Below are 22,886 nucleotides of genomic sequence, written 5' to 3' on the forward strand. Positions count from 1 at the left end.
GAAAAATGAAATTAAATAAATTTATTGACCATACATTATTAAAAGCAAATGCAACCTCTGATCAAATTGACAACTTATGTAAAGAAGCTATAGAGAATGACTTCTATTCTGTATGCGTAAATGGATCATATGTTAAAAGATGTTTGGAGAATTTAAAAAATACAAATATAAAAATAGCTGTAGTCGTAGGATTTCCATTAGGTTCTGTAACTACAAATACAAAAGTTTTTGAGGCGAAGGAAGCTATAAATCTTGGTGCAGATGAGATAGATATGGTTATAAACGTATCTAAATTAAAAGATAAAGACTATGGATATGTAGAAAATGAAATTAGAGAAGTAAAAGAAGCTATAGGAGATAAAATTTTAAAAGTTATTATAGAAACTTGTTACTTATCAGATGAAGAAAAAGTTATTGCATGTAAATTATCAATCAAAGCAAATGCTGATTTTGTAAAAACTTCTACAGGATTTGGAACAAATGGTGCTACATATGATGATGTTAAATTAATAAAAAATACAGTAATGAATAAAATAAAAATAAAAGCTAGTGGAGGAATTAAAGATAAGGCGACAGCAAAAAAATATATAGAACTAGGAGTAGAAAGGTTAGGGACTAGTTCAGGGGTAGATATAGTAAAATAAAAAAATATAATTATAAATAGTTAATAAAATATCAAAGCATTATATAGCTTTGATATTTTATTTTTAATTTTTATTGTTTTTATATTTTAATAGAATATATACAAACATAAATTAAGCCTTTAATACATGATAAAACTGGTATTTATTAAATTAATATGATATTATAAAATGAAATACTTTTATAAAAAAAGAGGGGTGTGTGATGAATTTAGAGTATCCATATACATTTGACGATGTATTTAAAATATGTAGAGAATATATACCGAGTGAGCATTGGGAAATTATAGAAAAATCTTATTTATTAGCTAATAAGGCACATAAAGGGCAAAAAAGAAGGTCTGGAGAAGATTATATATTACACCCTATACAAGTAGCAGGGATACTTGCAGAATTAAGATTAGATTACCAAACAGTATGTGCAGGATTTCTTCATGATGTTGTAGAAGATACAGATTATACAAATGAAGATATTAAAGAAATGTTTACAGATGACATAAGTATTATAGTAGATGGTGTTACAAAATTAGACAAAGTAAAATTTAGGTCTAAAAAACAATCACAAGCAGAAAATCATAGAAAGCTGTTTATGGCGATTGCTAGTGATATAAGAGTTATTTTTGTTAAATTAGCAGATAGATTGCACAATATGAGAACATTGAAGTATATGCCACAAGAAAAACAAAAAGAAATTTCTAGAGAAACATTAGAAATTTACGCTCCTCTTGCTCATAGATTGGGAATAAGTTCTATTAAATGGGAATTAGAAGATAGTTCTTTGAGATATTTATATCCAGAAAAATATTTTTCAGTTGTAGGTATGATGAAACAAAAAAGAAGTGTTCGTGTAGAAAGTATTAATCAGGCCTGTAAATCTATAGTTAAATTACTTGAAGAAAACAATATTAAAGCAGAAGTAAATGGAAGACCAAAGCATATATACAGCATATATAAAAAAATGCAAAGAAATCATAAAAGCTTTGAACAAATATATGACCTTTTAGCTGTTAGAGTTTTAGTAAATACTGTGTCAGATTGTTATGCAGTGTTAGGGCTAGTAAATAATATGTGGCTACCTATACCAGGAAGAATGAAAGATTATATAGCTATGCCTAAACCAAATATGTATCAATCACTTCATACAACATTAATTTCTCCTACAGGTCAACCAATAGAAGTACAGATAAGAACGTATGAGATGCATGAAATTGCAGAAAAAGGAATAGCAGCACATTGGGCGTATAAAGAAGGTAAAAAAGTTACTAAAAATAATGATTTTTATCAGAAATTAAATTGGTTTCAAAAAATAGCTGAAGGAGATGAAACAGCTGCTACAGCTGAAAGTTTTATGGATTCTCTTAAAGTTGATTTGTTAAGTGATAAAATATATGTTTTCACACCTAATAGCGATATAATAGAGTTGCCGAAAGGGTCTTGCGTAGTAGATTTTGCTTATGCAATACATACAGAAGTAGGAAATAGTATGGTAGGAGCTACAATAAATGATAAAATAGTTCCATTTGATTATGAATTATCAACTGGTGAAATTTGTGATGTAAGGACAAGCAAAAATTCAACAGGACCAAGTAGAGATTGGTTAAAAATGGTAACATCATCTCAAACAAAATCTAAAATTAAATCTTTTTTTAAAAAAGCAGCTAGAGAGGAAAATTTAATAAAGGGTGAAATTCTTTTAAAAGATGAAATTAAAAATCAAGGATTTGATGTAGAAGATATTTTAGTAGAGGATTCAATAGAAAATGTTCTAATCAAATATAAGTATAATTCTATAGAGGAATTATATAGAGCAATAGGATATGGAGCATTAACAGCTAATCAAGTATTTATGAAGTTAACTGAAAAAATACGTAAAGAAAAATTGGCACAACAGAAAATAGATAAATTAACTCAAGCAAATGACGATAATGAAAAAATAACTACTGAAACAGGTGTATATGTCAAAGGTGTCGATAATATTTTAGTGAGATTATCAAAATGTTGCAAAGCCATTCCAGGTGACGAAATAGTAGGATTTATTACAAAGGGAAGAGGAGTCACCGTCCATAGAAAAGAATGTCCTAATATTTCTTTTGAAGATAAAAAAAGATTACTAGATGTTGAATGGGTAAAAAGTGCAAAACATAAAAATTATACAGTTACACTACAAATACATGGATTTAACAATGAATTATTGTTGAATAGCATACTTTTAAAACTAAGTGAAAGTAAAATAATGGTTACAAAAATAAATTCTGAGATTAAAGAAGATAAAACATGTACTATAAACGTTAATATAAATGTTAAAAATACAGATGAATGTAAATTTATAGAGAAAAAATTAAGACAAATATCAGATATATATAGTGTTGAAAGGATAGTGAAGTGATCAGATATGAAAGTATTATTACAAAAAGTAAAAAGAGCATATGTAACTGTAAATGGTAAAAAGACTGGTGAAATAGAAAAAGGCTATTGCCTTTTAGTCGGTATACATAAAAATTCTACTGAAGAGGACGCAAAGTATTTAGCAAAAAAAATTTCTGAAGCAAGGCTATTTGAAGATGAAAATGATAAAATAAATTTAGGGATAAAAGATGTTTCTGGTGAGATATTATCCATATCACAGTTCACATTATATGCAAATACGAAAAAAGGCAAGAGACCAAGCTTTACTGATGCAGCAGAGCCATCAAAGGCAAAAGAATTGTATATAAAATTCAACCAATTTTTAGAAGAAAATTCACTAACAGTAAAGACAGGTATTTTTCAGGAGCATATGGAAGTTAATATTGTAAATGATGGACCAATGACGGTAGAATATGAAAAGTTGACAGGAAAATAGGAATAAAAAATGGTAAAAATAAAGAGAAAATCTAATTTTAACTCAATTAATATTTTATTTTTAATTTTTATTATATTATCTATTATTTCTATATTACTTTATTATAAATATAATAAAAGTAGTAGTGATAATAATCTTAATAGGAATAAAATAGTATTATCTAAAAATACTAATTTAAGAACAGGTCCAGGGAATAATTATCCATCTATAAAATCATTATCATCTAGCGAGAGGTTAGTAAAATACGCAGAAGTTGATGATTGGATAGAAGTAAAAACTTCAGACAATTTTTTGGGTTGGATAGAAGGGTGGAACATATTTTCGAGTAATATAAAGGATCCTAAAGAAAAATTAAAAGAAAAATTATCTAACTATTCAGTTTTATTAAACTCTGAAAGTAAAGATGACTTTAATATATATATAATTTCTAAAGTTAAAGAAAATTTGGAAAAAGATGGAATTAAAGTTATTCAAAAAAATATAGAAAAAAATGATTTAAATAAAGAAGAATATAGTAAATTATTGCAAGATAATAATATAAATATAGAAATAAACGTTGATGTTTATGATGATAAAAGTATAAATTCTGGAGTAACAATATGTTATGAAGAAGATAAATCTAAAATATTAGCAAATAATGTAAAAAAATATTTTGATGAAAATTATATATATAAAGTAAACAATTCAAAAAAAATATCATCAAAAGAAATATTAGGTAAAGAAATACCAAAATTATATTTATATATAGGAAATGTTTCAAAAGATATAGATATAGATATATTAAAAAATAAAGTATACAGTTATCAATATGTTTTATCAATAACAAGAGGTATAGAAGATTATTTTTATGATTTGATAAATCAAAATATGATTAATGAAAATAATAAAGAAAAACTAATTAATGCTCCTCATAAAGGAATGGACATACCACTTTACTATACAAAACAAGAAGAGTACAAAGATATATCTTATGGCCTAGATGGAGATAAAAATATAAAATCAAATGGAGATGTTATAATTTCATTAATTATGATTCAAAATTATTTATATCCTGATAAAAAAATAACAGTAAATGATATAGTAAATTGGAGTGGAAATAAATATTATGTTCAAGGGAAAGGAAATTCAGATAAGATAATAGAAGATTTTTGCAAAAAAAACTCTATAAAATATAGAAGTATAAAATCAGATATTTTTAAAAATATAGATGAAGCATTAAAAGAAGGAAAACCTGTAATTGTTAAATTAAAAAAAGGTAGCTTTTCTGAAAACAAGGAAAGTTATAAGGTAATAAGAGGAAAAGAGGATAACAAGTATTATTTTAATGATCCAAACGATGATGAAATTAAACTTAATTCATATAAAGGATTTAGTAAAGAAATTTTTGAGAAAGATATTATAAATATATGGGAATTAGAGAAATAATTCTTGACTATAAATAAAATATATGCTAACATTTTAATGTTGGAGTGGCTTCCGCTACTACAACCGCTCTTAAAGGGTATAAGTGTTATTATAAGTAACCACCCAGCAAAAGGCGAGTCTTAGTATAAAAATTAAGGAGGTGCAAGATAATGTATGCAGTAATAGAAACAGGTGGGAAACAACTAAAAGTAGAAGAAGGACAAACTATCTTTGTTGAAAAATTATCTGTTGATGAAGATTCTATGTATACTTTTAACAAGGTATTATTAGTAGGGGCAGAAAAAGAGTTGAAATTTGGAAAACCTTTCGTTGAAGGAGCAACAGTTACAGCAAAAGTTGTATCACATGGAAAAGGTAAAAAAATTACAGTATTTAAATACAAACCTAAGAAAAATAATCATCGTAAATTAGGACATCGTCAACCGTTCACTAAATTGGTTGTAGAAAAAATTAATTTATAATATGATTAATGTTAATATTTTAAAGAAAGATTGTTTAATTAAAAGAATTGAAATTGAAGGTCATGCAAATTATTCGGTTAAAGGAAGTGATATTGTGTGCGCTGGAGTTTCATCGGTTGTTATAGGTTGTATTAATTCCATAGATGAAATTTGTGAAGATACTATTTTTAAACTGAAAATTGATGAGAAAAAAGGTAGTATTAAATATAATTCAATTAAATCAACTGAAAATGAACAACTTCTTTTAAGGTCATTACTTATTTCTTTGAAATGTATAGAAAAAAATTATTCTGATTATATAAATATTAATATGAAAGAGGTGAAGTACTGATGATGTTAAATTTAAATTTACAATTTTTTGCATCTAAAAAAGGGGTTGGATCTACTAAAAATGGTAGAGATTCTGAATCAAAACGATTAGGTGCTAAGAGAGCTGATGGACAATATGTTACTGCGGGATCTATTTTATATAGACAAAGAGGAACTAAAATTTATCCAGGAACTAATGTGAAAAAAGGAGGAGATGATACTCTATTTTCATTAGTAAATGGTATTGTAAAATTTGAAAGATATGGACGTAGCAAGAAAAAAGTTTCTGTTTACCCTAAAGCACAATAAAAAATAAAAACTATTCTGAAAAGAATAGTTTTTATTTTTTATTTTTTTTACTTTTAACAATTTTATTATTATTTTTAGTATTTTTATTTTCTTTTTTAATAGGTTGTTCTTGAACAAATTCTTGTTCGGAGATTTTAGTAGGATCAATCGGTAAAAAATTATTATCATATGTTTTATATACTAATCTGTTAGATTTTATTAAAAAGCCTACAGCTTTTATTTCAGTTCCTTTATAAACTGTTTGTTTAACATTTTTTAATGTGCTATCTGTATAATCAGTAATATTAGATAATATTTTTAATTTTAGTGGTTTATCAACAAATTCAAAAGAAAAATTATCATTTTTATCAATCACATCTACTAATTTTTCATTAGCTGTAATATAATTTCCTTTGTATTCTCCCTCAGCGATTTTATACATAAGATAACCACCAGGAGAAACTATTTTATCAACAACAAATTCTGTTTCTTCATTTATTATATTATTAATAGAGTTCCAGTCCTCATTACTAAATATATGAACTTTTTTTAAAGTTTTTATTTTTCTATTAACATCAAAGCTATATGAAGATGCATTATATGAATTTTGAGCATTTATTTCTTCATCAAGTGCTATTTCTGAAATTCTTATAGTTTCTGCTTTTTCTTTTTCATCTTTATTATCTTTTTTAGAGTTACTTTCAACTGTATTATTAATATTATTTTGATTAATATTACTATCAATATAATGATCTTTTTTTATTGAAAATATAAGCATAAAAAAAGAAAAAGCGAGAACAATAGCTGATGATAAGATAAAAGAAATTATTAATTTTATATCTAAATTATTTACATAATTTAATATGTATTTTTTATTATTGTCTATCTTTTTGAAAATATATTTTTTAAAAAAATAGATTATAGAATCATATCCTATAAGAAAAATATTTTTTTTTTGATTTTCAATTACATAATAAAAAGAAATCTTTTTATATATGTCTAAAATATTTTTAAAAGTTTTTATTACCATTTTTTTCTTTTCACTAAACATTTTTCACCTATATTATTAAAAAATTTAAATATTATTATTATTATTATTATTGTCTTTCCATACCTCAATTTGTCTTATCTGATCTTCATCAATTGCTCTTACTTTAAATGTAACTCCTTGTATAGTATAGGTATTTCCAACTTTTGCTTGATATTTAATCATATAAATATAAACACCTATTGTATCAACTTCTTCATGAGGTATAGAGATATTAAAGATAGAATTGACATCTTGGATAGAAACCCAACCATCTATTAAATAGTGTCCATTTTTTAATTTTTTAATTAAACTTTGTTCATCATCATCAAATTCATCTCTTATTTCACCTGTAAGCTGTTCTATTATGTCTTCTAATGTTACTATTCCACTTGTTCCACCATATTCATCAGTTACAATTATCATATGTTCCCTATTTTGTTTTATAATTTTTAATACTTGTGATATGGGGGTATGATCAAACACTTTTATAATAGGAGTCATAAATTCTTTGAGTTCTTCTGATGATTCTATTTCTTTATTAGCAAAAAATAATTTTTTAACATTTAATATTCCTAGTATTTCATCTTTATCTCCCCCAACTATAATTGGATATCTAGTGTATTCTTCTTGTTTTATTTGTCTCATTATAACTGCTATGGAGTCTTCAAGATCAAGAGCAAAAACTTCTGTTCTAGGAGTCATGATTTCTTTTGCTATTTTATTATCAAATTCAAATACTCGTTCTACATACCTATATTCAGTATCATTTATTTTTCCATGATCCATAGAAGAACGCATAATAGTTCTCAATTCTTGTTCGCTATGAACTTCTCCTTGATTTTGTAATTCGTGATACCCTAAAATTTTTGCTATAAATGTTGCTAATTCATTCAATATCCATATTACAGGGTGCATTATTTTATTAAATATAAAAAGTGGAATAGCTATTCTAAATGCAGAATGTTCTACTTTTTGTATTGCTATAGTTTTCGGAACTAATTCACCCAAAACAACATGTAAGAGTGTCATGAACGAAAATGAAAAAATATAAGAAATGCTATGGGTAATTGCAGAATTAAGCTCTAGAAGATTAAAAATTGGATGAAATAATGTGAAAAAAACAGATTCTCCTACCCATCCTAATCCTAGTGAAACTATGGTTATTCCCAGTTGAGTAGCAGATAAGAAATTATCTAAATGTTCCACCATTTCTAATAATAATTTGGCTTTTTTATTTCCATTTTTTACTAATTCTTTAATTCTAGTTGGTCTTAATTTAACTAAAGAAAATTCTGCTGTAACAAAGATTGCAGAACCTAATAATAATATAATAATTAAAAATAATTTTAAAATAATAATATTGAGGTCCATTATATGTTTTTTTTATCCTTTCGACTAATCAACTAATCTATTAGTTTAATATTAATTATATAAATTGTACTATATTTTATATGAAATATCAATTTAAATAAAATATGTGTTAAGATACCGTAAGTATACATATTAATCAATTTTTTTTTAATAAAAAATTGGTTAAAAAATTAATTTAAGTAGAAACAAGTGTTTTTAAAAACTTTACTAATACGAACGTTCGTGTTATATTATAAATATTCTTTAGAGTTATTTGAGTTAGGAGAAAAAAATGAAATTAAAAAGAAGTGAACGTATAGTCATAATGACAGAATATTTGTTAAAAAATCCTAATAAAATTATACCTTTAACGTACTTTGTTAAAAAGTTTAACCAAGCTAAATCATCTATTAGTGAAGATATATTTATAATAAAACAAAGTTTTATAGAAGAAAGTATAGGAGAAATTGTCACTCTTTCTGGCGTTAATGGAGGTGTAGTGTATAGACCTGTTCTTAGTCTAGAATCAGCTAAAGATGTAATAAATGAGTTTTTAGAATTGCTTAGATCAAAAGATAGACTTTTAGCGGGCGGATATATTTTTATGTCAGATATAATAGGAAATACTAATTTAATGAATAGATTAGGAGTATTAATTTCTTATATATATAAAGATAAACAGATAGATGCAGTAGTCACTGTTGCATCAAAAGGAATACCTGTAGCATACGCAATAGCTTCTGTTTTAAATAAACCAATAGTGATAATAAGAGAAGATAATAAGGTTACGGAAGGAACGACTGTAGCAATAAATTTTGTATCTGGCTCTAGAAAAAAAATAGAAACTATGGTTCTTTCAAAAAAAAGTTTGAATACAAATTCAAGGGTACTCTTGGTTGACGATTTTTTAAGAGGTGGTGGTGTAATGAATGGTATGCAAACATTAATGAATGAATTTGATGCTCAAATAGTTGGTAAAGTTGTATTAGCTGAATGTTTTGATACTAGATATGATTATGATGAAAATTATACATATTTAGCTAAATTAACAAAAATAAATGAATTCACAGGTGAGTTTGAAATAAGTGAAGGAAATGCTATAAATAAAATTTTGAAGGGGATTTAATGATGAAAAATAGATATGCTGTTGTTTTAGCAGCTGGTAAAGGTTCAAGAATGAAGTCTAAATTATATAAAGTACTACATAAAATTTGTGATAGAACAATGGTTGAATTAGTTCTTGACAGTATTGAAGATTTGGGAATGAAAGAAATAATTACTGTAGTTGGATATGGATCTGAAGAAGTAAAAAAAATAATATCTAATAGATCAAGTTTTGTTTTTCAAGAAGAGCAGTTAGGTACAGCACATGCAGTAAAGATGGCATACGATAAACTTTATGATAAAGATGGAACTACTATTGTTATGTATGGTGATACTCCTTTGATAAAAAAAGAAACATTAGAACAAATGTTAAATCATCATGAGAAAAGTTCAGCGAAAGCTACGGTATTAACGTCATATACATCAAATCCTTTTGCTTATGGAAGAATAGTTAGAGATTCTAAAGGAAACTTATTAAAAATAGTCGAAGAAAAGGATGCTACTGAAGAAGAGAAATTAATTAAAGAAGTTAATTCAGGTATATATTGTTTTGATAATAGAGAACTTTTTAAACTAATATCTTTAGTAAAAAATGATAATAATCAAGGAGAATACTATTTACCTGACGTGTTGAAATTTATAAGGGAAAATGGAGATAAAATAGAAACTTATGTATGTGATGATTTTGATGAAACATTGGGAGTAAATGATAGAGTTGCATTATCTTATGCAGAGAATATTATGAGAAAAAGAATAAATAAAAAGCATATGCTTAATGGAGTTACATTAGTTGATCCATTAAATACATATATAGCAAGTAATGTAATTATAGGCTGTGATACTACTATATATCCGAATACTACAATTAAATCAAAAACTATTATTGGTAGTAATTGTATAATTAAGCCAAATTCATATATTGAAAATTCAATTGTTTCTGATAATGTAATAATAATTCAATCAACTATAATAGATTCAAAAATAGGGAAATATTCAAAAATAGGTCCATATTCACACCTAAGAGATGGGGTAGAATTGGGAGAAAAAATAAGAATTGGAAATTTTGTTGAAATAAAAAATTCTAAATATGGAAATGGAACCAAAACTGCACATTTAAGCTACATAGGAGATGCAACTATAGGAGAAAATACAAATATAGGATGCGGTAGTATAACAGTTAATTATGATGGAAAAACAAAACATAAAACTGTAATAGGGAATGATGTTTTTGTAGGATGTAACTCTAATCTCTTAGCCCCAGTAAATATAGGAGATGGAGCTTTAATAGCAGCTGGAACAACAGTAACAAAAAATGTAGAAGATGATACACTAGCTATTGGAAGAGTAAAACAAGAGAATAAAAAAGGATATGCAAAAAGATTCCCGTCTGCTAGAAATATAAAAAGTAAGTAATAATATAATTATATAACAGAAATAAAAAGTCTTGAATTTATTTTTGATAAGTTCTATAATATATTATAATACAGATGAAAAGTGTTAGGAGTATATAAATGAAATCAAAACATCAAAAAATTTTAGAGTATATAAAGACTTTACCCATTGGAACTAAGATATCAGTAAGGCAGGTAGCTAAAGATTTAAAAGTGAGTGAAGGAACCGCTTATAGAGCAATAAAAGAGGCGGAAAATAGAGGTTTTGTATCTTCGATAGAACGTGTAGGGACAGTAAGAATTCAGAAAAAAGAAAGAGATAATATAGAAAAACTTTCATACTCTGAAATAGTTAATATAGTTGGAGGACAACTTATAGCAGGAAGAGATGGGATACATGAAATTGTTCAGGATTTTGCCATAGGTGCAATGGCTGCTGAGCAAGTTAGTCAACATATACGAAAAGGGACTCTTTTAATAGTAGGGAATAGACCTAATATTATTTCTATGGCACTAGAGAAAGATTGTGCTATACTTGTTGCTGGTGGATATGTACCAACAGAAGAAATAAAAAAGGTAGCAGATGAAAAAAATTTACCTTTAATCGTTACTCCGCATGATTCTTTTTCTGTTGCACATTTGATTAATAGAGTAACAAATGATCAAATAATAAAAAGAGATATAGTTACTGTAGAAAGTATCTACATTCCTTTAGGAAGTATATACTCAATAGATATATCTGCTACTGTAAAAGACTGGTATGATCTTCAAATGAAAATAGGGCATACTAGATTTCCGGTTGTAAATGAATATGGTAAATTAGTAGGGATAGTTACAGCTAGAGATGTTTTTTGCCAAGATAAAGAAACTGCTATAAAAGATGTCATGGAGAGAAAGGTTACTACTACAAAGTTAAATGACCCTGTTTCATCAGTGGGAAATATAATGATTTCTGAAGGTTTCGAATTAATGCCAGTAATTGATGATAAAAACACATTGTTGGGAATAGTTACAAGAAAAATTGTAATTAATTCGATGCTGACAAATAACAGATATCATGATTCACAGAATAGTGATACTTTTGATGAAATAATAAGGAAAGGAATAGTTCCTAGAGCGGATGGATTACAAATTAAGGTTATACCCCAAATGCTTGATCAGTTCGGAACATTTTCTCGTTCTGCTTTGTTGAGCATAATAGATGAATCAATACATATAACATGTTACAATTACAACAGATGTGAAGTACTTATGCAGAATGTAAATATATACTTTATAAGAACTGTTCCATTAGATAGAATAATAACAACAAAAGCTATAATAATGTACATGGGAAGAAAAAATGTTAAATTTGATGTTGAAGTATATGATAAAAATGATTTAGTAGCAAAAGCATTAGTAACATGTCAGGTATTCCAAAGAAATTAGAACTAGAAAGAAAATAATATATGATAAAAAGCAATATACCTCTTTATGAGGAAATTTATAAAAAGATTAAAGAAAGTAATAAAATAATATTACATAGGCATGAAAGACCAGATCCAGATGCTTATGGTTCTCAAGGTTCATTGGCAGAATTAATAAAAATTAATTTTCCAGAAAAAAAAGTTATATTAGTTGGAAAAGAATCTCCTTCTTTATCTTTTTTATTTAATACTGAAGAAGTAGTTTCTGACGATTATAAAGATGCATTAGTTATAACTACAGATACTGCTAATTTTCCAAGAATAGATGGGAAGTTATTTACTAAAAATAATTTTTTAATAAAAATAGATCATCATCCACCATTGGATAATTATGGCGATATAAATCTTGTAAACACTGAAGTTTCATCTACTTGTGAATTGATATATGACTTATATTTATATTTAAGAGAAAGATATAATTTTGTAATTAATTCTAATATAGCTATGCTATTGTATATAGGGATTGTAGGGGATACAGGAAGATTTCTTTTTTCAAATACTACAGAAAACACATTAAAAGTTGCGTCAGAATTAATGAAATACAATTTTAATATGACAGAAGTAATTGATAGAATGGAAACTATTTCAGAAAAGCTTATGAGATTTAGAGCGTTTATATTTGAAAATTATCAAATATATTCAGAAGGAGCAGCATATCTAAAGATAACAAAAGATGATATGGATAAGTATGGAGTTACTCCTGGTGAGGTATCAAGTGGAATTAATCTACTAAGATCTTTAAAAAATCTTCAAGTATGGTGTTTTGCAATAGATGAAGGGAATAAAGTAAGAGTTAGAATTAGATCTAAGGGGCCATGTATAAATGATATAGCAGGTAGGTACAATGGTGGAGGGCATCCTCTAGCCAGTGGAGCTACTGTTAAAAATTTTGAAGAATTTGATTTTTTGTTAGATGATATTGCTAATACAGTTAATAACTACATTAAAAATAATTCTAAATACTAGATAGTTTATTTTTATAAATTATTTGGTATTTTTTTTAGGAGATGACGTATGGAATTAGAATTGCTTATAGCTGGAAGTGGTTTAGGAAAGACATATAATATAATAAGTGATATAGAAGAAAATAGAAAAAATTGTAAAATAGTTATTTTAACTCCAGAACAAAATGGATATAATTTTGAGAAGAAATTGTGTGAGAAATTTGGAGGAACTTTTAATATCGATGTTTTAAATTTTAATTCTTTTATAGATAAAATATCAAAAAAATTAAATTTAGAAAATATTAAAATCTCTGATGAAATAAAATTCTTTAATTATTTAGAAATATCAAAAAAATTGAAAGATAGAGATAATTTTTTAGCGAAAAGAATATTACATGATATAAATTTTATTTACAGTATTGATGATATAATTTCAGAATTAAAAGAATACAATATATCTATTGAAAGATTAGAAAATTATATTAAAGATAGTATTAATATAAAAGATATTTCAAATGAGCATATAGATAAAATAAAGGCAATTGTCGATATATATAAAGAGTATCAAAATGAATTAATACTATGTAAAAAATATGATAAGTATAGTTTAATTAAAATTATTTTAGATTCGATAGATTTGTTAGATTTTTCAGAATACATATTTTATATAGATTCCTATTATAATTTTTCTCCGTTAGAATATGAGATTATAGAAAAATTAATTTTAAAATCTAAAAAAGTTTTATTATCAATAAATTCAGATATAAATAGATATATTAATTTTAATATAAATAATTTATTAACTAAAGAAAAAATAAGTGGTAGTTATAATTTTATTACTTTAGACGAAGTAAGAAACGAGTTTAAATATTCATTAGACATATATAGAAAATCACATGAAGTAATAGCTAATATAAATAATATTATAAAAAGAAATAGTATAGAACTTTTTTCATTAAAATCTATAGTTAATTATGATAATTATAATTATTTATTTAATTTAAAAATAGAAAAAGGTAATATTAATTGTATAAATACAATAAAATTTATAAATAACAGATATAAAAGTAGTGATTTGAATTATTTAGTTCAAGAATATCCAAAAATAAAAAAATCAGGGAAAAGTTATGATGTTTCCTCTATAAAAATAATACAATCAGATAATATAGAATTAGAAGTTAAACAAATCGCAAGAGAAATTAATATATTAAAAAAATCAGGCAAATATTTGGATGAAGATTTTGCTATAATTTATAGAAATAGTAGTTATGAGAAATATTTAGATATTTTTTCAGATTACGGTATTAATGTACATTTAGATAAAGATGTAAATGTTGAAAATCATAGACTTATAAAACTAATTTTTAATATTCTAAATTATAGTAATGAAAATTATAAAGAATCTATAATGAGTATATTAAAAACTCAATTATCTAATTTTGAAAAAATTTTTGAAGATAAAATAAAAAAAGTTGTTACTAAATACGATGTATTAGATATTTTAGATGTAGAAAATATATTAAAAATAAAATTAATAAATAGTTATGATGATATTAATTCTAAATTTTTTACGTTGGAAACTAAAGAATATACAAAAGAAGAATTAGAGATAGTTCAAGAAATATTAAATGATATAAACAAAAAAATAATTAATATTTTTAAATCTAGAAAAGTTGATATATACATAAAAAATATAGTTAAAATTTTAGATTATTTCGACATAAAAATGTTATTAGATAAAAATTCTTTAGATATTGAAGATTACTTTTCATTTTTTCAAGAGGTAATAGATAGACAAGTATATACAAAATTTTTAAAAATATTAGAAAATTTATCTGAAAATTTTAAAGATAAAGAAATTGAATATAACTATTTTAAAGAATTACTACTTATGTCTATAAAAAAAATAAAATATAGAAATATACCAGAATTAAATAATTCAGCAATAATGGCAAAAATGGATTTAGCAAAAATTGAAAATAAAAAAATAGTTTTTATTTTAGGATTTAATAAAGATATTTTGCCAAAAAATCAAAAAAATAAAGATTTTCTTGATGAAGAAGACAAAGAAAAAATGTTCTTTTCTGATATTATTTTATCTCCGAGTAAAAAATCATTGATGATTGATGAAGAATTTGTAAGTTATATTGCAATAAGCAGATGTAGAGAAAAATTATATATTAGCTATAGCTTATTATCTGAAAATTTTAACGATATGTATCCTTCATTATATTTGGAAAATATAAAAAGAATATTACCTAATGTTTTGGTTGATAAAACAAGTAAAATATTAAATTTTTCTCTAAAATATCTTAATTATTATAACAATGTAGATAATTTATATATATATAAAGAGGTATCTTTTTTATATATGAAATTCATTCAAAGTTACAAAATATTAATTAACAATGATAATGGAGATAATAAGTTATTGAAATATCTGTTCAGTTTAATAAAAAAATATAATAATATAATGGATACATATTTTGATAAAAAAATGAGTATTAATTTGGAATTATTTAAAAATTTAAATGATGAAAAATTTTTAAAAGAAAAAGAAAATTTTACCATAATGTATTATGATATTTATAATCAACATAATGAAGAAACTATAGATAATAATTTGGTTAAAAAATATATATTTAATAAAAAAAATTTTTACAATTTTAGTGTATCAAAAATCACAGATTTTTCTAATAATCCATATTTATTTTTCTTAAAAAGAATATTATTATTAAATGATATACTAACAAATGAAATGAATGTTGCAAATGAAGGTAATTTTTTTCATGCAATTATGGATGATAAGAGAGTAAAAGAATTTATTGAAAAAGAATCAGATAGGATATCTAAATTATATGATGAGGAAGAAATTGATGAAAAAATATCATCATTAGATATAAAACCTTTTTTAAATAACATTATAAATCAAAATGAAAATGCAACAATATCAAATTTTATGTTAATAATATTTGGGCAAAAATCAAATCATTATTTTTTAGATAATATTATAAAAAGATTAGAAAATGCCATAAAAATTGAAATAAAATATATGGTAATTACGGGGTATCGATTCTTTGTTACAGAATTGCCTTTTTCTATGACATTAACTGATGATTTTAAAAATATAGAAAGTGGTGATATTTACAAAAAAGCTAAAATAATTGGAAAGATAGATAGAGTTGATAAAAAAGGGAAAAATTTTTTAGTGATTGACTATAAACGAAGTAAAAAAGATTTTTCATTAAAAGAAATTTTAAGAGGAAATATATCTCAGATAATATCATATTTATACATTATAATGAAAGAAAATGGATTGAAGAGCAGTAATGTATTCGGGTCTTTTTATAGAGAAATTTCTGATGGAACTTCATCAGATAAAAAATTTAGACTTAGAGGTATAGTAAATGAAGATTTAATATTTTTAGAAAATTATTCTAGTGAAGTAATGTTTATAAGAGTAACTAAAAAAGGTAAAATTCATTCTAGTGATACTCATAAATCTTATAAATCAAAAGAACTAGATAAACTAATAAAATTAAATTTTAAAAATATCGTCAATATAATAAAAGAAATAGATAATTTTAACTTTTTTAATTTATCTGAAGAAGAACAAGAAGAAATTTTATTTATTTTGGCAAATGGGGAATATTTAAATATAAGTAAAAAAGATGATAAATATGAAAATATTAGTAATAAAGATTTGAAGAAATTGTTTTTAGAAATGGAGATATATTAAAGTAAATTTGACTGGTAAAATCTTATTTGTTATAATTTTAAAAGTAAAAAAGTAAAAGGAGAATTATGTTGAAAAAGACAGTATTAATGTTACTAAGTGTTATTTCTGCAGTTACACTTTCGGGGTGTTCCGCACAAGATAGGTCAGGCTGGTTTTATAATGGATTTGTAGAACCAATGGATAAATTTTTGATGGCTATATATGATTGTGTTGGAAATTGGGGATTAGCTATAATAATAATAACTATAATTTTAAGATTAATTATTATGCCATTTATGTTGAATAATTATAAACGACAAAAACAAGCTAGAATAGGAATGGAAAAAGCTAGACCTGAATTATCAGTAGTTCAAGAAAAACTTAAAGAGTTAAAAAAAGAACAAGTAAGAGCAATAACACAAGAAGATAAAATAAGAATAAGAAAGTTACAAATGGATCTTCAAAGAGAACAAATGTCAATAATGAGAAAATACGATGCTAATCCTATTAGTATAGGAGGAATGTTGCCAATATTTATACAAATGCCATTCTTAACTGGTTTATATTTTACTCTTATAAATCCTGCACATTCTAAAGGTATTGTAGATTCGACATTTTTAGGAATTTTTAATTTAGGTACAAGATCATATATATTACCTATTATTGCATTTATTGTTTATGCAATACAAACACATTTAAATATAAAATTGATGCCACAAACAAATGTTCAACCAGGTCAAGAACAAATGGCAAAACAGATGCAAGTTATGCAATGGATAACTCCTTTCATAACAGCAAGTATATCCTTCACTTTAGCTGGAGCTGTAGGGCTATATTATATAGTAGGGGGGATATTCTTAATTGTCCAAACATTTATAGCGCATAAACTTTATCCACCTTATATTCCAAAAGAAGAAAAAGATAATTCAGATGAAAATAAAATAAAATTAGTATCTAATAAAAAAAGAAAAAAATAATATAATAATTACAATAAAGATGGTTTAAAATAAGTATTTAAACCATCTTTATTAGTTTCATTATAAAAATTATAGATTGTACAAGAAAATCTAAAATAAAATAAATTATTTTTTAATAAAATTATTTAAAAAATTAGTATTTTTACCGAATAAATAATGTAAAACTAATTTTTTTGATAGTTCTTTATAGTAAAAAAATTTTATGATATAATTAATAGAAATATAGGAGGTATTTATGCAACAGTACTTTGTAGATGATGATTTTTCTTTTAAAAATTTTGATTTATCAAAAGATGATAGTTTTCATATTATAAAGGTTATGAGAAAAAAAATTGGAGATAAAATATTTATAGTATTTAGCGATAAAAAAAAGTATGTATCTGAAATAAAATATTGTAAAAATAATATAGTTACAGTTTTTCCAGTTGAAGAAGTTATTATAAAAACAGAACTAGAATCTAAGATAAAAATTGCTATACCTCCATTAAAAAACGATAAAATAGATTATTTAATACAGAAGTCAACAGAATTAGGAGTTGATGAGATAATTTTATATAATTCTCAAAGAAGTGTTTCTAAGATAAAAAATGATAAGATTCAAAAAAAAATAAGCAGATACGAAAAGATATCTAAGGAAGCAGCTGAACAATCTAAAAGAATAACTATACCTAAGATAATATATTATAATTCAGAAGTTGATTTGATAGAAAAAAATAAAAATATCACTTATAAGCTTTTAGCTTATGAAAATGAGGCACATAATGAAAAAAATAGAGTATTGTCAAAAATATTAAATAATGATTTTAAAAATAAAGATTTTTTAGTTGTTTTTGGTTGTGAAGGAGGATTTTCAAAAGAAGAAATAAATTTATTTATAAATAATGATTACAAATTGATTGGATTAGGCAATAGAATATTAAGAGCTGAAACAGCTCCGTTACTTTTTTTAAGTTGTATTGTATACTTTTTAGAATTAAATTAAAAATATAGGAATAGGAGATTTTAACCATGAATTTAACAGCAAGAGAAATATATGAAAAAGAATTTAAAATTAGTAAAGATAAGGGATATGATATAGAAGATATAAATAATTATTTAGATTTAATAATAGAAGATTATATGCAAATTGAAAAAATGCAAATAAAACTAAAGGAATTGGAAATAGAAAACCAAAATTTGAAAATTAAAATAAGTGCTTTAAAATCATCTAATAGAGAAATAGATCATGCAGTTCCTACTGTTAATAATATTGATATATTAAAAAGATTATCTAGATTAGAACAAGCAGTATTTGGAAAAAATAACGAGTAATAGGAGATAAAATGAATATAATAGTGATAGTATCTGGAGGAATAGCAGCATATAAATCATTAGATTTAGTAAGAAAATTAAAAAAAGATGGGCATAATATTAAGGTTATTATGACAGAAAATGCCACTAAATTTGTAACAGAGCTTTCATTTCAAACATTATCATCAAATTATGTGTATACAGATACATTTGTAGAACAAAATAAAAAAGAGATACAACATATAAGTTTAAATAAATGGGCAGATAAAGTAATAGTTGTACCTGGAACAGCAAATATAATAGCAAAGATTGCTTCAGGGATATCTGATGATTTGGCTACTACTTTTATATCAGCTATAAATGATTTTTCAAAAATTTATATTTGTCCATCAATGAATACTAATATGTATGAAAATCCTATAACACAGGGTAATATTTATAAATTACGACAATTAGGTTATAATTTTATTTCACCTACAGAAGGAGAGTTAGCCTGTGGAGATGTAGGTAAAGGGAAGCTACCAGATATAGAAGATATTATTGATGAAATATTTAAAAACAATGATTTTATAGGAAAATCAGTTATAGTAACTGCAGGGGCAACTAAAGAGTATATAGACCCTGTTAGATATATTTCAAATCCATCTTCAGGGAAAATGGGGATATCTATAGCAGAAGAATTTGCTATGCAAGGAGCAAAAGTAATTTTAATTTCATCTACGAATTACAAACCAGTTTTAAAAAATATAAAACATATTAGTATTGTAAGTGCATATGAAATGTTTCAAGCTGTAAAAAAATATAGCGATAATGCAGATATTATAGTAAAAAGTGCAGCAGTATCTGATTATAGACCAGTAATAACGTATGATAAAAAAGTGAAAAAGCAATTAGAAAATTTAGAAATAGAATTGGAAAGAACAGAAGATATATTAAAATATTTAGGTAAAAACAAAAAGGAAAATCAAATTTTAGTAGGTTTTGCAGCTGAAACAAATAATGTTATAGAATATGCAAAAGAGAAAATAAAAAATAAAAATTTAGATTATATAGTAGCAAATGATGTATCTAAAAAAGATGTTGGTTTTGGAACTAATGATAATGAAGTTTTTATAATAGATAAAAATTATAATGTAATGAAAATAGAAAAAACTTCTAAAAAAAGAATTGCTAAAATTTTATTGGAAAAATTAAAAAATAATTAGGAGATATTATGTTTGTCCAAGTTATAGTTGATATAAAAAATAGTAATGTAAATAAAATGTATTATTATGAAATCCCTATTCAATATGATGGACAAAATTTAATTGGATATAGAGTAGAAGTTGAATTTGGAAAAAGATTAATTCAAGGGTATGTAATTAATCAGGTTGAAAATGTTGATTTTGATACTTCAAAAATAAAAAAAATAAAAAGAATTAAAGATGATTTTAATGTCTTGAATCAAGAACTTATATTGTTATCAAAAGAACTTTCAAATAAGTTGTATTGTAGCCAAATTCAGATAATTGAAGCAATGCTACCTAATATTTTCAAAAATAAGTATAAAAAATATTATAAATTAATAATAAATTGTAAAGAAATATTTAATTTAAAAAACTATTTTGTAAATAATGTCATAAAAAAAGACACTTTGGAGAAGATTATTACAAAAGAAGAAATAGAAACACTTTTATCAAAAAAAATAATAAAGCAAATAAGTATTGTAGAAGAACAATTAAAAAAATCGAAAAAAAAATATATAATTTTAAAAGACGAAGCTTTAAATGAAAAATTAACTAAAAAACAAAAAGAAGTTATTAATTATTTATTGAAATATAATATAGCTGAAAAAAAAATAATAAAGAGTACTTTAAATGTCGGATATAGTGTTATAAAAAAATTAATTGATAAAAAAATAATACAAGAAATAGAAATTAATGATGAAAAAAATATAAATAAAAGATATTATAATAATGACAAAAATTTAAATAGTGAACAAAAAAAAATATTTAATAGTATAAAAGATACAATAAAAGAAAAAAAATTCTCGGAATTTTTAATAAAAGGTGTTACAGGATCAGGAAAAACAGAGATTTATATACAATTGGTTAATGAATGTTTAAAATTGGGTAAGGAATCTTTAATTTTAGTTCCTGAAATTATTTTAACCCCCCAAACAGAATATAAATTTAGACAGGTTTTTGGTGAAAATTTGGCTGTTTTACATTCAAGATTAACAAAAAAAGAAAGATATATAGAATGGAAAAAAATAAGAGATAGAAAAGTTAATATATGTATAGGAACAAGATCGGCTATTTTTGCACCATTTAATAATTTATCTCTTATAATAATAGATGAAGAGCATGAAGATTCGTATAAACAACAAGATAATCCTAGATACAATGCAAAGGATGTTGCAAAAAAAAGAGCTATTTATAATAAGGCTACCTTAGTATACGCTAGTGCGACACCGTCTATAGAAAATTATTATCATTTTAAAACAAAAAATCCTAAAAATTTACTAAAGTTAGAAAGAAGTTACAGCGGATTAAGACCTAATGTAGAAATAGAATTGATAAGAAATAAAGAACAAATTTTGTCGCAAAATTTAATATGTAAAATAAAAAAAGTAGTTGATGAAGGGAATCAAGTTTTACTATTTATAAATAAAAGAGGGTATACAAATTTCATTAGATGTTTTAATTGTGGTCATGTTTATAAGTGCAAAAATTGTGATATAAGTTTAAATTATCATAAATATGATAAAACTCTACAATGTCATTTTTGTGGTTATAAAAAAAGAATAAAAGATATAGAAAAATGTTGTAGTAATATAGATTTAGTATCTGGTTCTTACGGAACTCAAAAAATTGAAGACTTTATATATAAAGAAATTAGTAGTGCTAAAATAATAAGAATGGATATGGACACTACTAATAGAAAAGGGATGCATGAAAAATTATTGCTAGATTTTAGAAATAAAAAAGGAAATATTCTTTTAGGAACTCAGATGATATCAAAAGGTTTAGATTTTCCAGATATAACTTTGGTGGGAATTCTTTCAGTAGATAGCATTATATCATTTCCAAGCTTTAAATCAAATGAAAAATTATTTCAATTATTAACTCAAACAGCAGGGAGAACGGCAAGAAGTAGAAAAAAAAGTGATGTTATCGTTCAAACTACAGAGTATAATAATATAATAAAATATGCATTATTAAATGATTATGAAGAATTTTATGATTATGAAATAAAAAGAAGAAAATTAATAAATTATCCACCGTTTTGCAAAATTTCTTTAATTAAAATAAAGGGATCAGTGGAAAAAAAAACATATATTATTTCAAAAATAGTTTATAATTTTTTATATAAACATTATGAAAAAGATAAGCTACTGGGTCCAACAAAGAGTACATTTTATAAAATAAATAATGAATATACCATGAATATTTTTGTAAAGTATAATGAAGAATCTTATAAAAAAGTGCATTCACTTTTAAATTATATTAAAAATTATTTTTTAGATTTATATGGTAAAGAACAAATATATATAATCATAGACGATGAACCATTAGATTATATATAAAAATAACATATAAAATACTTGATTTTTATTGTATTATTTATTATAATATTCTAGTATGTGAATAGTCACAAAAATAACTCTG

Annotated in this window: 19 protein-coding genes and 1 other annotated feature; of the genes, 17 read left to right on the top strand and 2 right to left on the bottom strand. The window is 24.0% G+C overall.

The features are described from left to right. The first annotated feature begins 5 nt into the window (after nucleotides 1-5). The 7 genes from deoC to rpmA all read left to right on the top strand — a co-directional run bounded on the left by deoC (nucleotide 6) and on the right by rpmA (nucleotide 5,987). Complete coding sequence (gene deoC / locus HMPREF1871_RS03185; protein ID WP_066129994.1) at nucleotides 6-644, top strand: deoxyribose-phosphate aldolase; 639 nt, start codon at nucleotides 6-8, stop codon at nucleotides 642-644. A 202-nt stretch (nucleotides 645-846) separates the two neighbouring features. Then, nucleotides 847-3,027 (top strand): RelA/SpoT family protein, encoded by a 2,181-nt coding sequence (locus HMPREF1871_RS03190; RefSeq protein ID WP_066129996.1) that lies wholly within the window; start codon nucleotides 847-849, stop codon nucleotides 3,025-3,027. 6 nt (nucleotides 3,028-3,033) lie between these two features. Beyond that, on the top strand, nucleotides 3,034-3,483 hold the full coding sequence (gene dtd, locus HMPREF1871_RS03195) for a D-aminoacyl-tRNA deacylase (RefSeq protein WP_066129998.1): 450 nt from the start codon (nucleotides 3,034-3,036) through the stop codon (nucleotides 3,481-3,483). A gap of 9 nt (nucleotides 3,484-3,492) precedes the next feature. After that, nucleotides 3,493-4,908 (top strand): SH3 domain-containing protein, encoded by a 1,416-nt coding sequence (locus tag HMPREF1871_RS03200; protein ID WP_066130000.1) that lies wholly within the window; start codon nucleotides 3,493-3,495, stop codon nucleotides 4,906-4,908. A 51-nt stretch (nucleotides 4,909-4,959) separates the two neighbouring features. Further along, nucleotides 4,960-5,038, top strand: a sequence feature (ribosomal protein L21 leader region). Between the two features lie 19 nt (nucleotides 5,039-5,057). Continuing rightward, the gene (rplU, locus tag HMPREF1871_RS03205) at nucleotides 5,058-5,369 is read left to right on the top strand and encodes a 50S ribosomal protein L21 (RefSeq protein WP_066130002.1); all 312 of its coding nucleotides are present in this window, start codon (nucleotides 5,058-5,060) and stop codon (nucleotides 5,367-5,369) included. A gap of 1 nt (nucleotide 5,370) precedes the next feature. Further along, on the top strand, nucleotides 5,371-5,700 hold the full coding sequence (locus tag HMPREF1871_RS03210) for a ribosomal-processing cysteine protease Prp (RefSeq protein WP_066130003.1): 330 nt from the start codon (nucleotides 5,371-5,373) through the stop codon (nucleotides 5,698-5,700). 2 nt (nucleotides 5,701-5,702) lie between these two features. After that, a complete protein-coding gene (gene rpmA, locus HMPREF1871_RS03215) occupies nucleotides 5,703-5,987 on the top strand; it encodes a 50S ribosomal protein L27 (RefSeq protein WP_157058051.1) in 285 nt (94 codons plus the stop codon). Nucleotides 5,988-6,018: 31 nt separating this feature from the next. On the opposite strand, the gene HMPREF1871_RS03220 is transcribed toward rpmA, so the two are convergent. Together HMPREF1871_RS03220 and HMPREF1871_RS03225 are read right to left on the bottom strand one after the other, a co-directional pair. Beyond that, nucleotides 6,019-7,017 (bottom strand): hypothetical protein, encoded by a 999-nt coding sequence (locus tag HMPREF1871_RS03220; protein ID WP_066130008.1) that lies wholly within the window; start codon nucleotides 7,015-7,017, stop codon nucleotides 6,019-6,021. Nucleotides 7,018-7,041: 24 nt separating this feature from the next. Next, nucleotides 7,042-8,367, bottom strand: a complete 1,326-nt coding sequence (locus HMPREF1871_RS03225; RefSeq protein ID WP_066130010.1) for a hemolysin family protein — start codon at nucleotides 8,365-8,367, stop codon at nucleotides 7,042-7,044. Nucleotides 8,368-8,638: 271 nt separating this feature from the next. Here HMPREF1871_RS03225 and purR point away from each other — a divergent pair, with 271 nt between their 5' ends. The 10 genes from purR (at nucleotide 8,639) to priA (ending at nucleotide 22,804) form a co-directional block, all read left to right on the top strand. After that, complete coding sequence (gene purR / locus HMPREF1871_RS03230) at nucleotides 8,639-9,472, top strand: pur operon repressor (RefSeq protein WP_066130012.1); 834 nt, start codon at nucleotides 8,639-8,641, stop codon at nucleotides 9,470-9,472. Beyond that, nucleotides 9,472-10,863 (top strand): bifunctional UDP-N-acetylglucosamine diphosphorylase/glucosamine-1-phosphate N-acetyltransferase GlmU, encoded by a 1,392-nt coding sequence (gene glmU / locus HMPREF1871_RS03235; RefSeq protein ID WP_083505629.1) that lies wholly within the window; start codon nucleotides 9,472-9,474, stop codon nucleotides 10,861-10,863. The genes purR and glmU overlap by 1 nt, the downstream gene beginning before the upstream one ends. Nucleotides 10,864-10,961: 98 nt before the next feature. Continuing rightward, entirely contained in the window at nucleotides 10,962-12,269 is a 1,308-nt protein-coding gene (locus tag HMPREF1871_RS03240; RefSeq protein ID WP_066130014.1) for a DRTGG domain-containing protein, read from the top strand. A 20-nt stretch (nucleotides 12,270-12,289) separates the two neighbouring features. Then, on the top strand, nucleotides 12,290-13,273 hold the full coding sequence (locus tag HMPREF1871_RS03245; protein WP_066130016.1) for a DHH family phosphoesterase: 984 nt from the start codon (nucleotides 12,290-12,292) through the stop codon (nucleotides 13,271-13,273). Between the two features lie 48 nt (nucleotides 13,274-13,321). Further along, entirely contained in the window at nucleotides 13,322-16,990 is a 3,669-nt protein-coding gene (locus tag HMPREF1871_RS03250) for a PD-(D/E)XK nuclease family protein (RefSeq protein WP_066130018.1), read from the top strand. Nucleotides 16,991-17,055: 65 nt separating this feature from the next. Next, nucleotides 17,056-17,946 carry a membrane protein insertase YidC gene (yidC, locus tag HMPREF1871_RS03255; protein WP_157058049.1) on the top strand — a complete coding sequence of 297 codons (891 nt, stop codon included), beginning with the start codon at nucleotides 17,056-17,058 and terminating at the stop codon, nucleotides 17,944-17,946. A 235-nt stretch (nucleotides 17,947-18,181) separates the two neighbouring features. After that, the gene (locus HMPREF1871_RS03260) at nucleotides 18,182-18,928 is read left to right on the top strand and encodes an RsmE family RNA methyltransferase (RefSeq protein WP_066130020.1); all 747 of its coding nucleotides are present in this window, start codon (nucleotides 18,182-18,184) and stop codon (nucleotides 18,926-18,928) included. A 26-nt stretch (nucleotides 18,929-18,954) separates the two neighbouring features. Continuing rightward, the gene (locus HMPREF1871_RS03265) at nucleotides 18,955-19,257 is read left to right on the top strand and encodes a DivIVA domain-containing protein (RefSeq protein ID WP_066130022.1); all 303 of its coding nucleotides are present in this window, start codon (nucleotides 18,955-18,957) and stop codon (nucleotides 19,255-19,257) included. 11 nt (nucleotides 19,258-19,268) lie between these two features. Beyond that, nucleotides 19,269-20,441 carry a bifunctional phosphopantothenoylcysteine decarboxylase/phosphopantothenate--cysteine ligase CoaBC gene (gene coaBC, locus HMPREF1871_RS03270; protein ID WP_066130024.1) on the top strand — a complete coding sequence of 391 codons (1,173 nt, stop codon included), beginning with the start codon at nucleotides 19,269-19,271 and terminating at the stop codon, nucleotides 20,439-20,441. 8 nt (nucleotides 20,442-20,449) lie between these two features. Beyond that, the gene (priA, locus tag HMPREF1871_RS03275; protein WP_066130026.1) at nucleotides 20,450-22,804 is read left to right on the top strand and encodes a replication restart helicase PriA; all 2,355 of its coding nucleotides are present in this window, start codon (nucleotides 20,450-20,452) and stop codon (nucleotides 22,802-22,804) included. The last annotated feature ends 82 nt before the right edge of the window (nucleotides 22,805-22,886 follow it).

Origin of the sequence: Gemelliphila asaccharolytica (assembly GCF_001553005.1) — a bacterium.
GTDB lineage: Bacteria > Bacillota > Bacilli > Staphylococcales > Gemellaceae > Gemelliphila > Gemelliphila asaccharolytica.

Coding starts and splice junctions, on each gene's coding strand:
- purR (WP_066130012.1), top strand. CDS start 8,639: ATGAAATTAAAAAGAAGTGAACGTATAGTCATAATGACAGAATATTTG.
- HMPREF1871_RS03225 (WP_066130010.1), bottom strand. CDS start 8,367: ATGGACCTCAATATTATTATTTTAAAATTATTTTTAATTATTATATTA.
- glmU (WP_083505629.1), top strand. CDS start 9,472: ATGATGAAAAATAGATATGCTGTTGTTTTAGCAGCTGGTAAAGGTTCA.
- HMPREF1871_RS03200 (WP_066130000.1), top strand. CDS start 3,493: ATGGTAAAAATAAAGAGAAAATCTAATTTTAACTCAATTAATATTTTA.
- coaBC (WP_066130024.1), top strand. CDS start 19,269: ATGAATATAATAGTGATAGTATCTGGAGGAATAGCAGCATATAAATCA.
- HMPREF1871_RS03240 (WP_066130014.1), top strand. CDS start 10,962: ATGAAATCAAAACATCAAAAAATTTTAGAGTATATAAAGACTTTACCC.
- rpmA (WP_157058051.1), top strand. CDS start 5,703: ATGTTAAATTTAAATTTACAATTTTTTGCATCTAAAAAAGGGGTTGGA.
- HMPREF1871_RS03245 (WP_066130016.1), top strand. CDS start 12,290: ATGATAAAAAGCAATATACCTCTTTATGAGGAAATTTATAAAAAGATT.
- dtd (WP_066129998.1), top strand. CDS start 3,034: ATGAAAGTATTATTACAAAAAGTAAAAAGAGCATATGTAACTGTAAAT.
- HMPREF1871_RS03250 (WP_066130018.1), top strand. CDS start 13,322: ATGGAATTAGAATTGCTTATAGCTGGAAGTGGTTTAGGAAAGACATAT.
- deoC (WP_066129994.1), top strand. CDS start 6: ATGAAATTAAATAAATTTATTGACCATACATTATTAAAAGCAAATGCA.
- rplU (WP_066130002.1), top strand. CDS start 5,058: ATGTATGCAGTAATAGAAACAGGTGGGAAACAACTAAAAGTAGAAGAA.
- HMPREF1871_RS03220 (WP_066130008.1), bottom strand. CDS start 7,017: ATGTTTAGTGAAAAGAAAAAAATGGTAATAAAAACTTTTAAAAATATT.
- HMPREF1871_RS03260 (WP_066130020.1), top strand. CDS start 18,182: ATGCAACAGTACTTTGTAGATGATGATTTTTCTTTTAAAAATTTTGAT.
- priA (WP_066130026.1), top strand. CDS start 20,450: ATGTTTGTCCAAGTTATAGTTGATATAAAAAATAGTAATGTAAATAAA.
- HMPREF1871_RS03190 (WP_066129996.1), top strand. CDS start 847: ATGAATTTAGAGTATCCATATACATTTGACGATGTATTTAAAATATGT.
- HMPREF1871_RS03210 (WP_066130003.1), top strand. CDS start 5,371: ATGATTAATGTTAATATTTTAAAGAAAGATTGTTTAATTAAAAGAATT.
- yidC (WP_157058049.1), top strand. CDS start 17,056: ATGTTGAAAAAGACAGTATTAATGTTACTAAGTGTTATTTCTGCAGTT.
- HMPREF1871_RS03265 (WP_066130022.1), top strand. CDS start 18,955: ATGAATTTAACAGCAAGAGAAATATATGAAAAAGAATTTAAAATTAGT.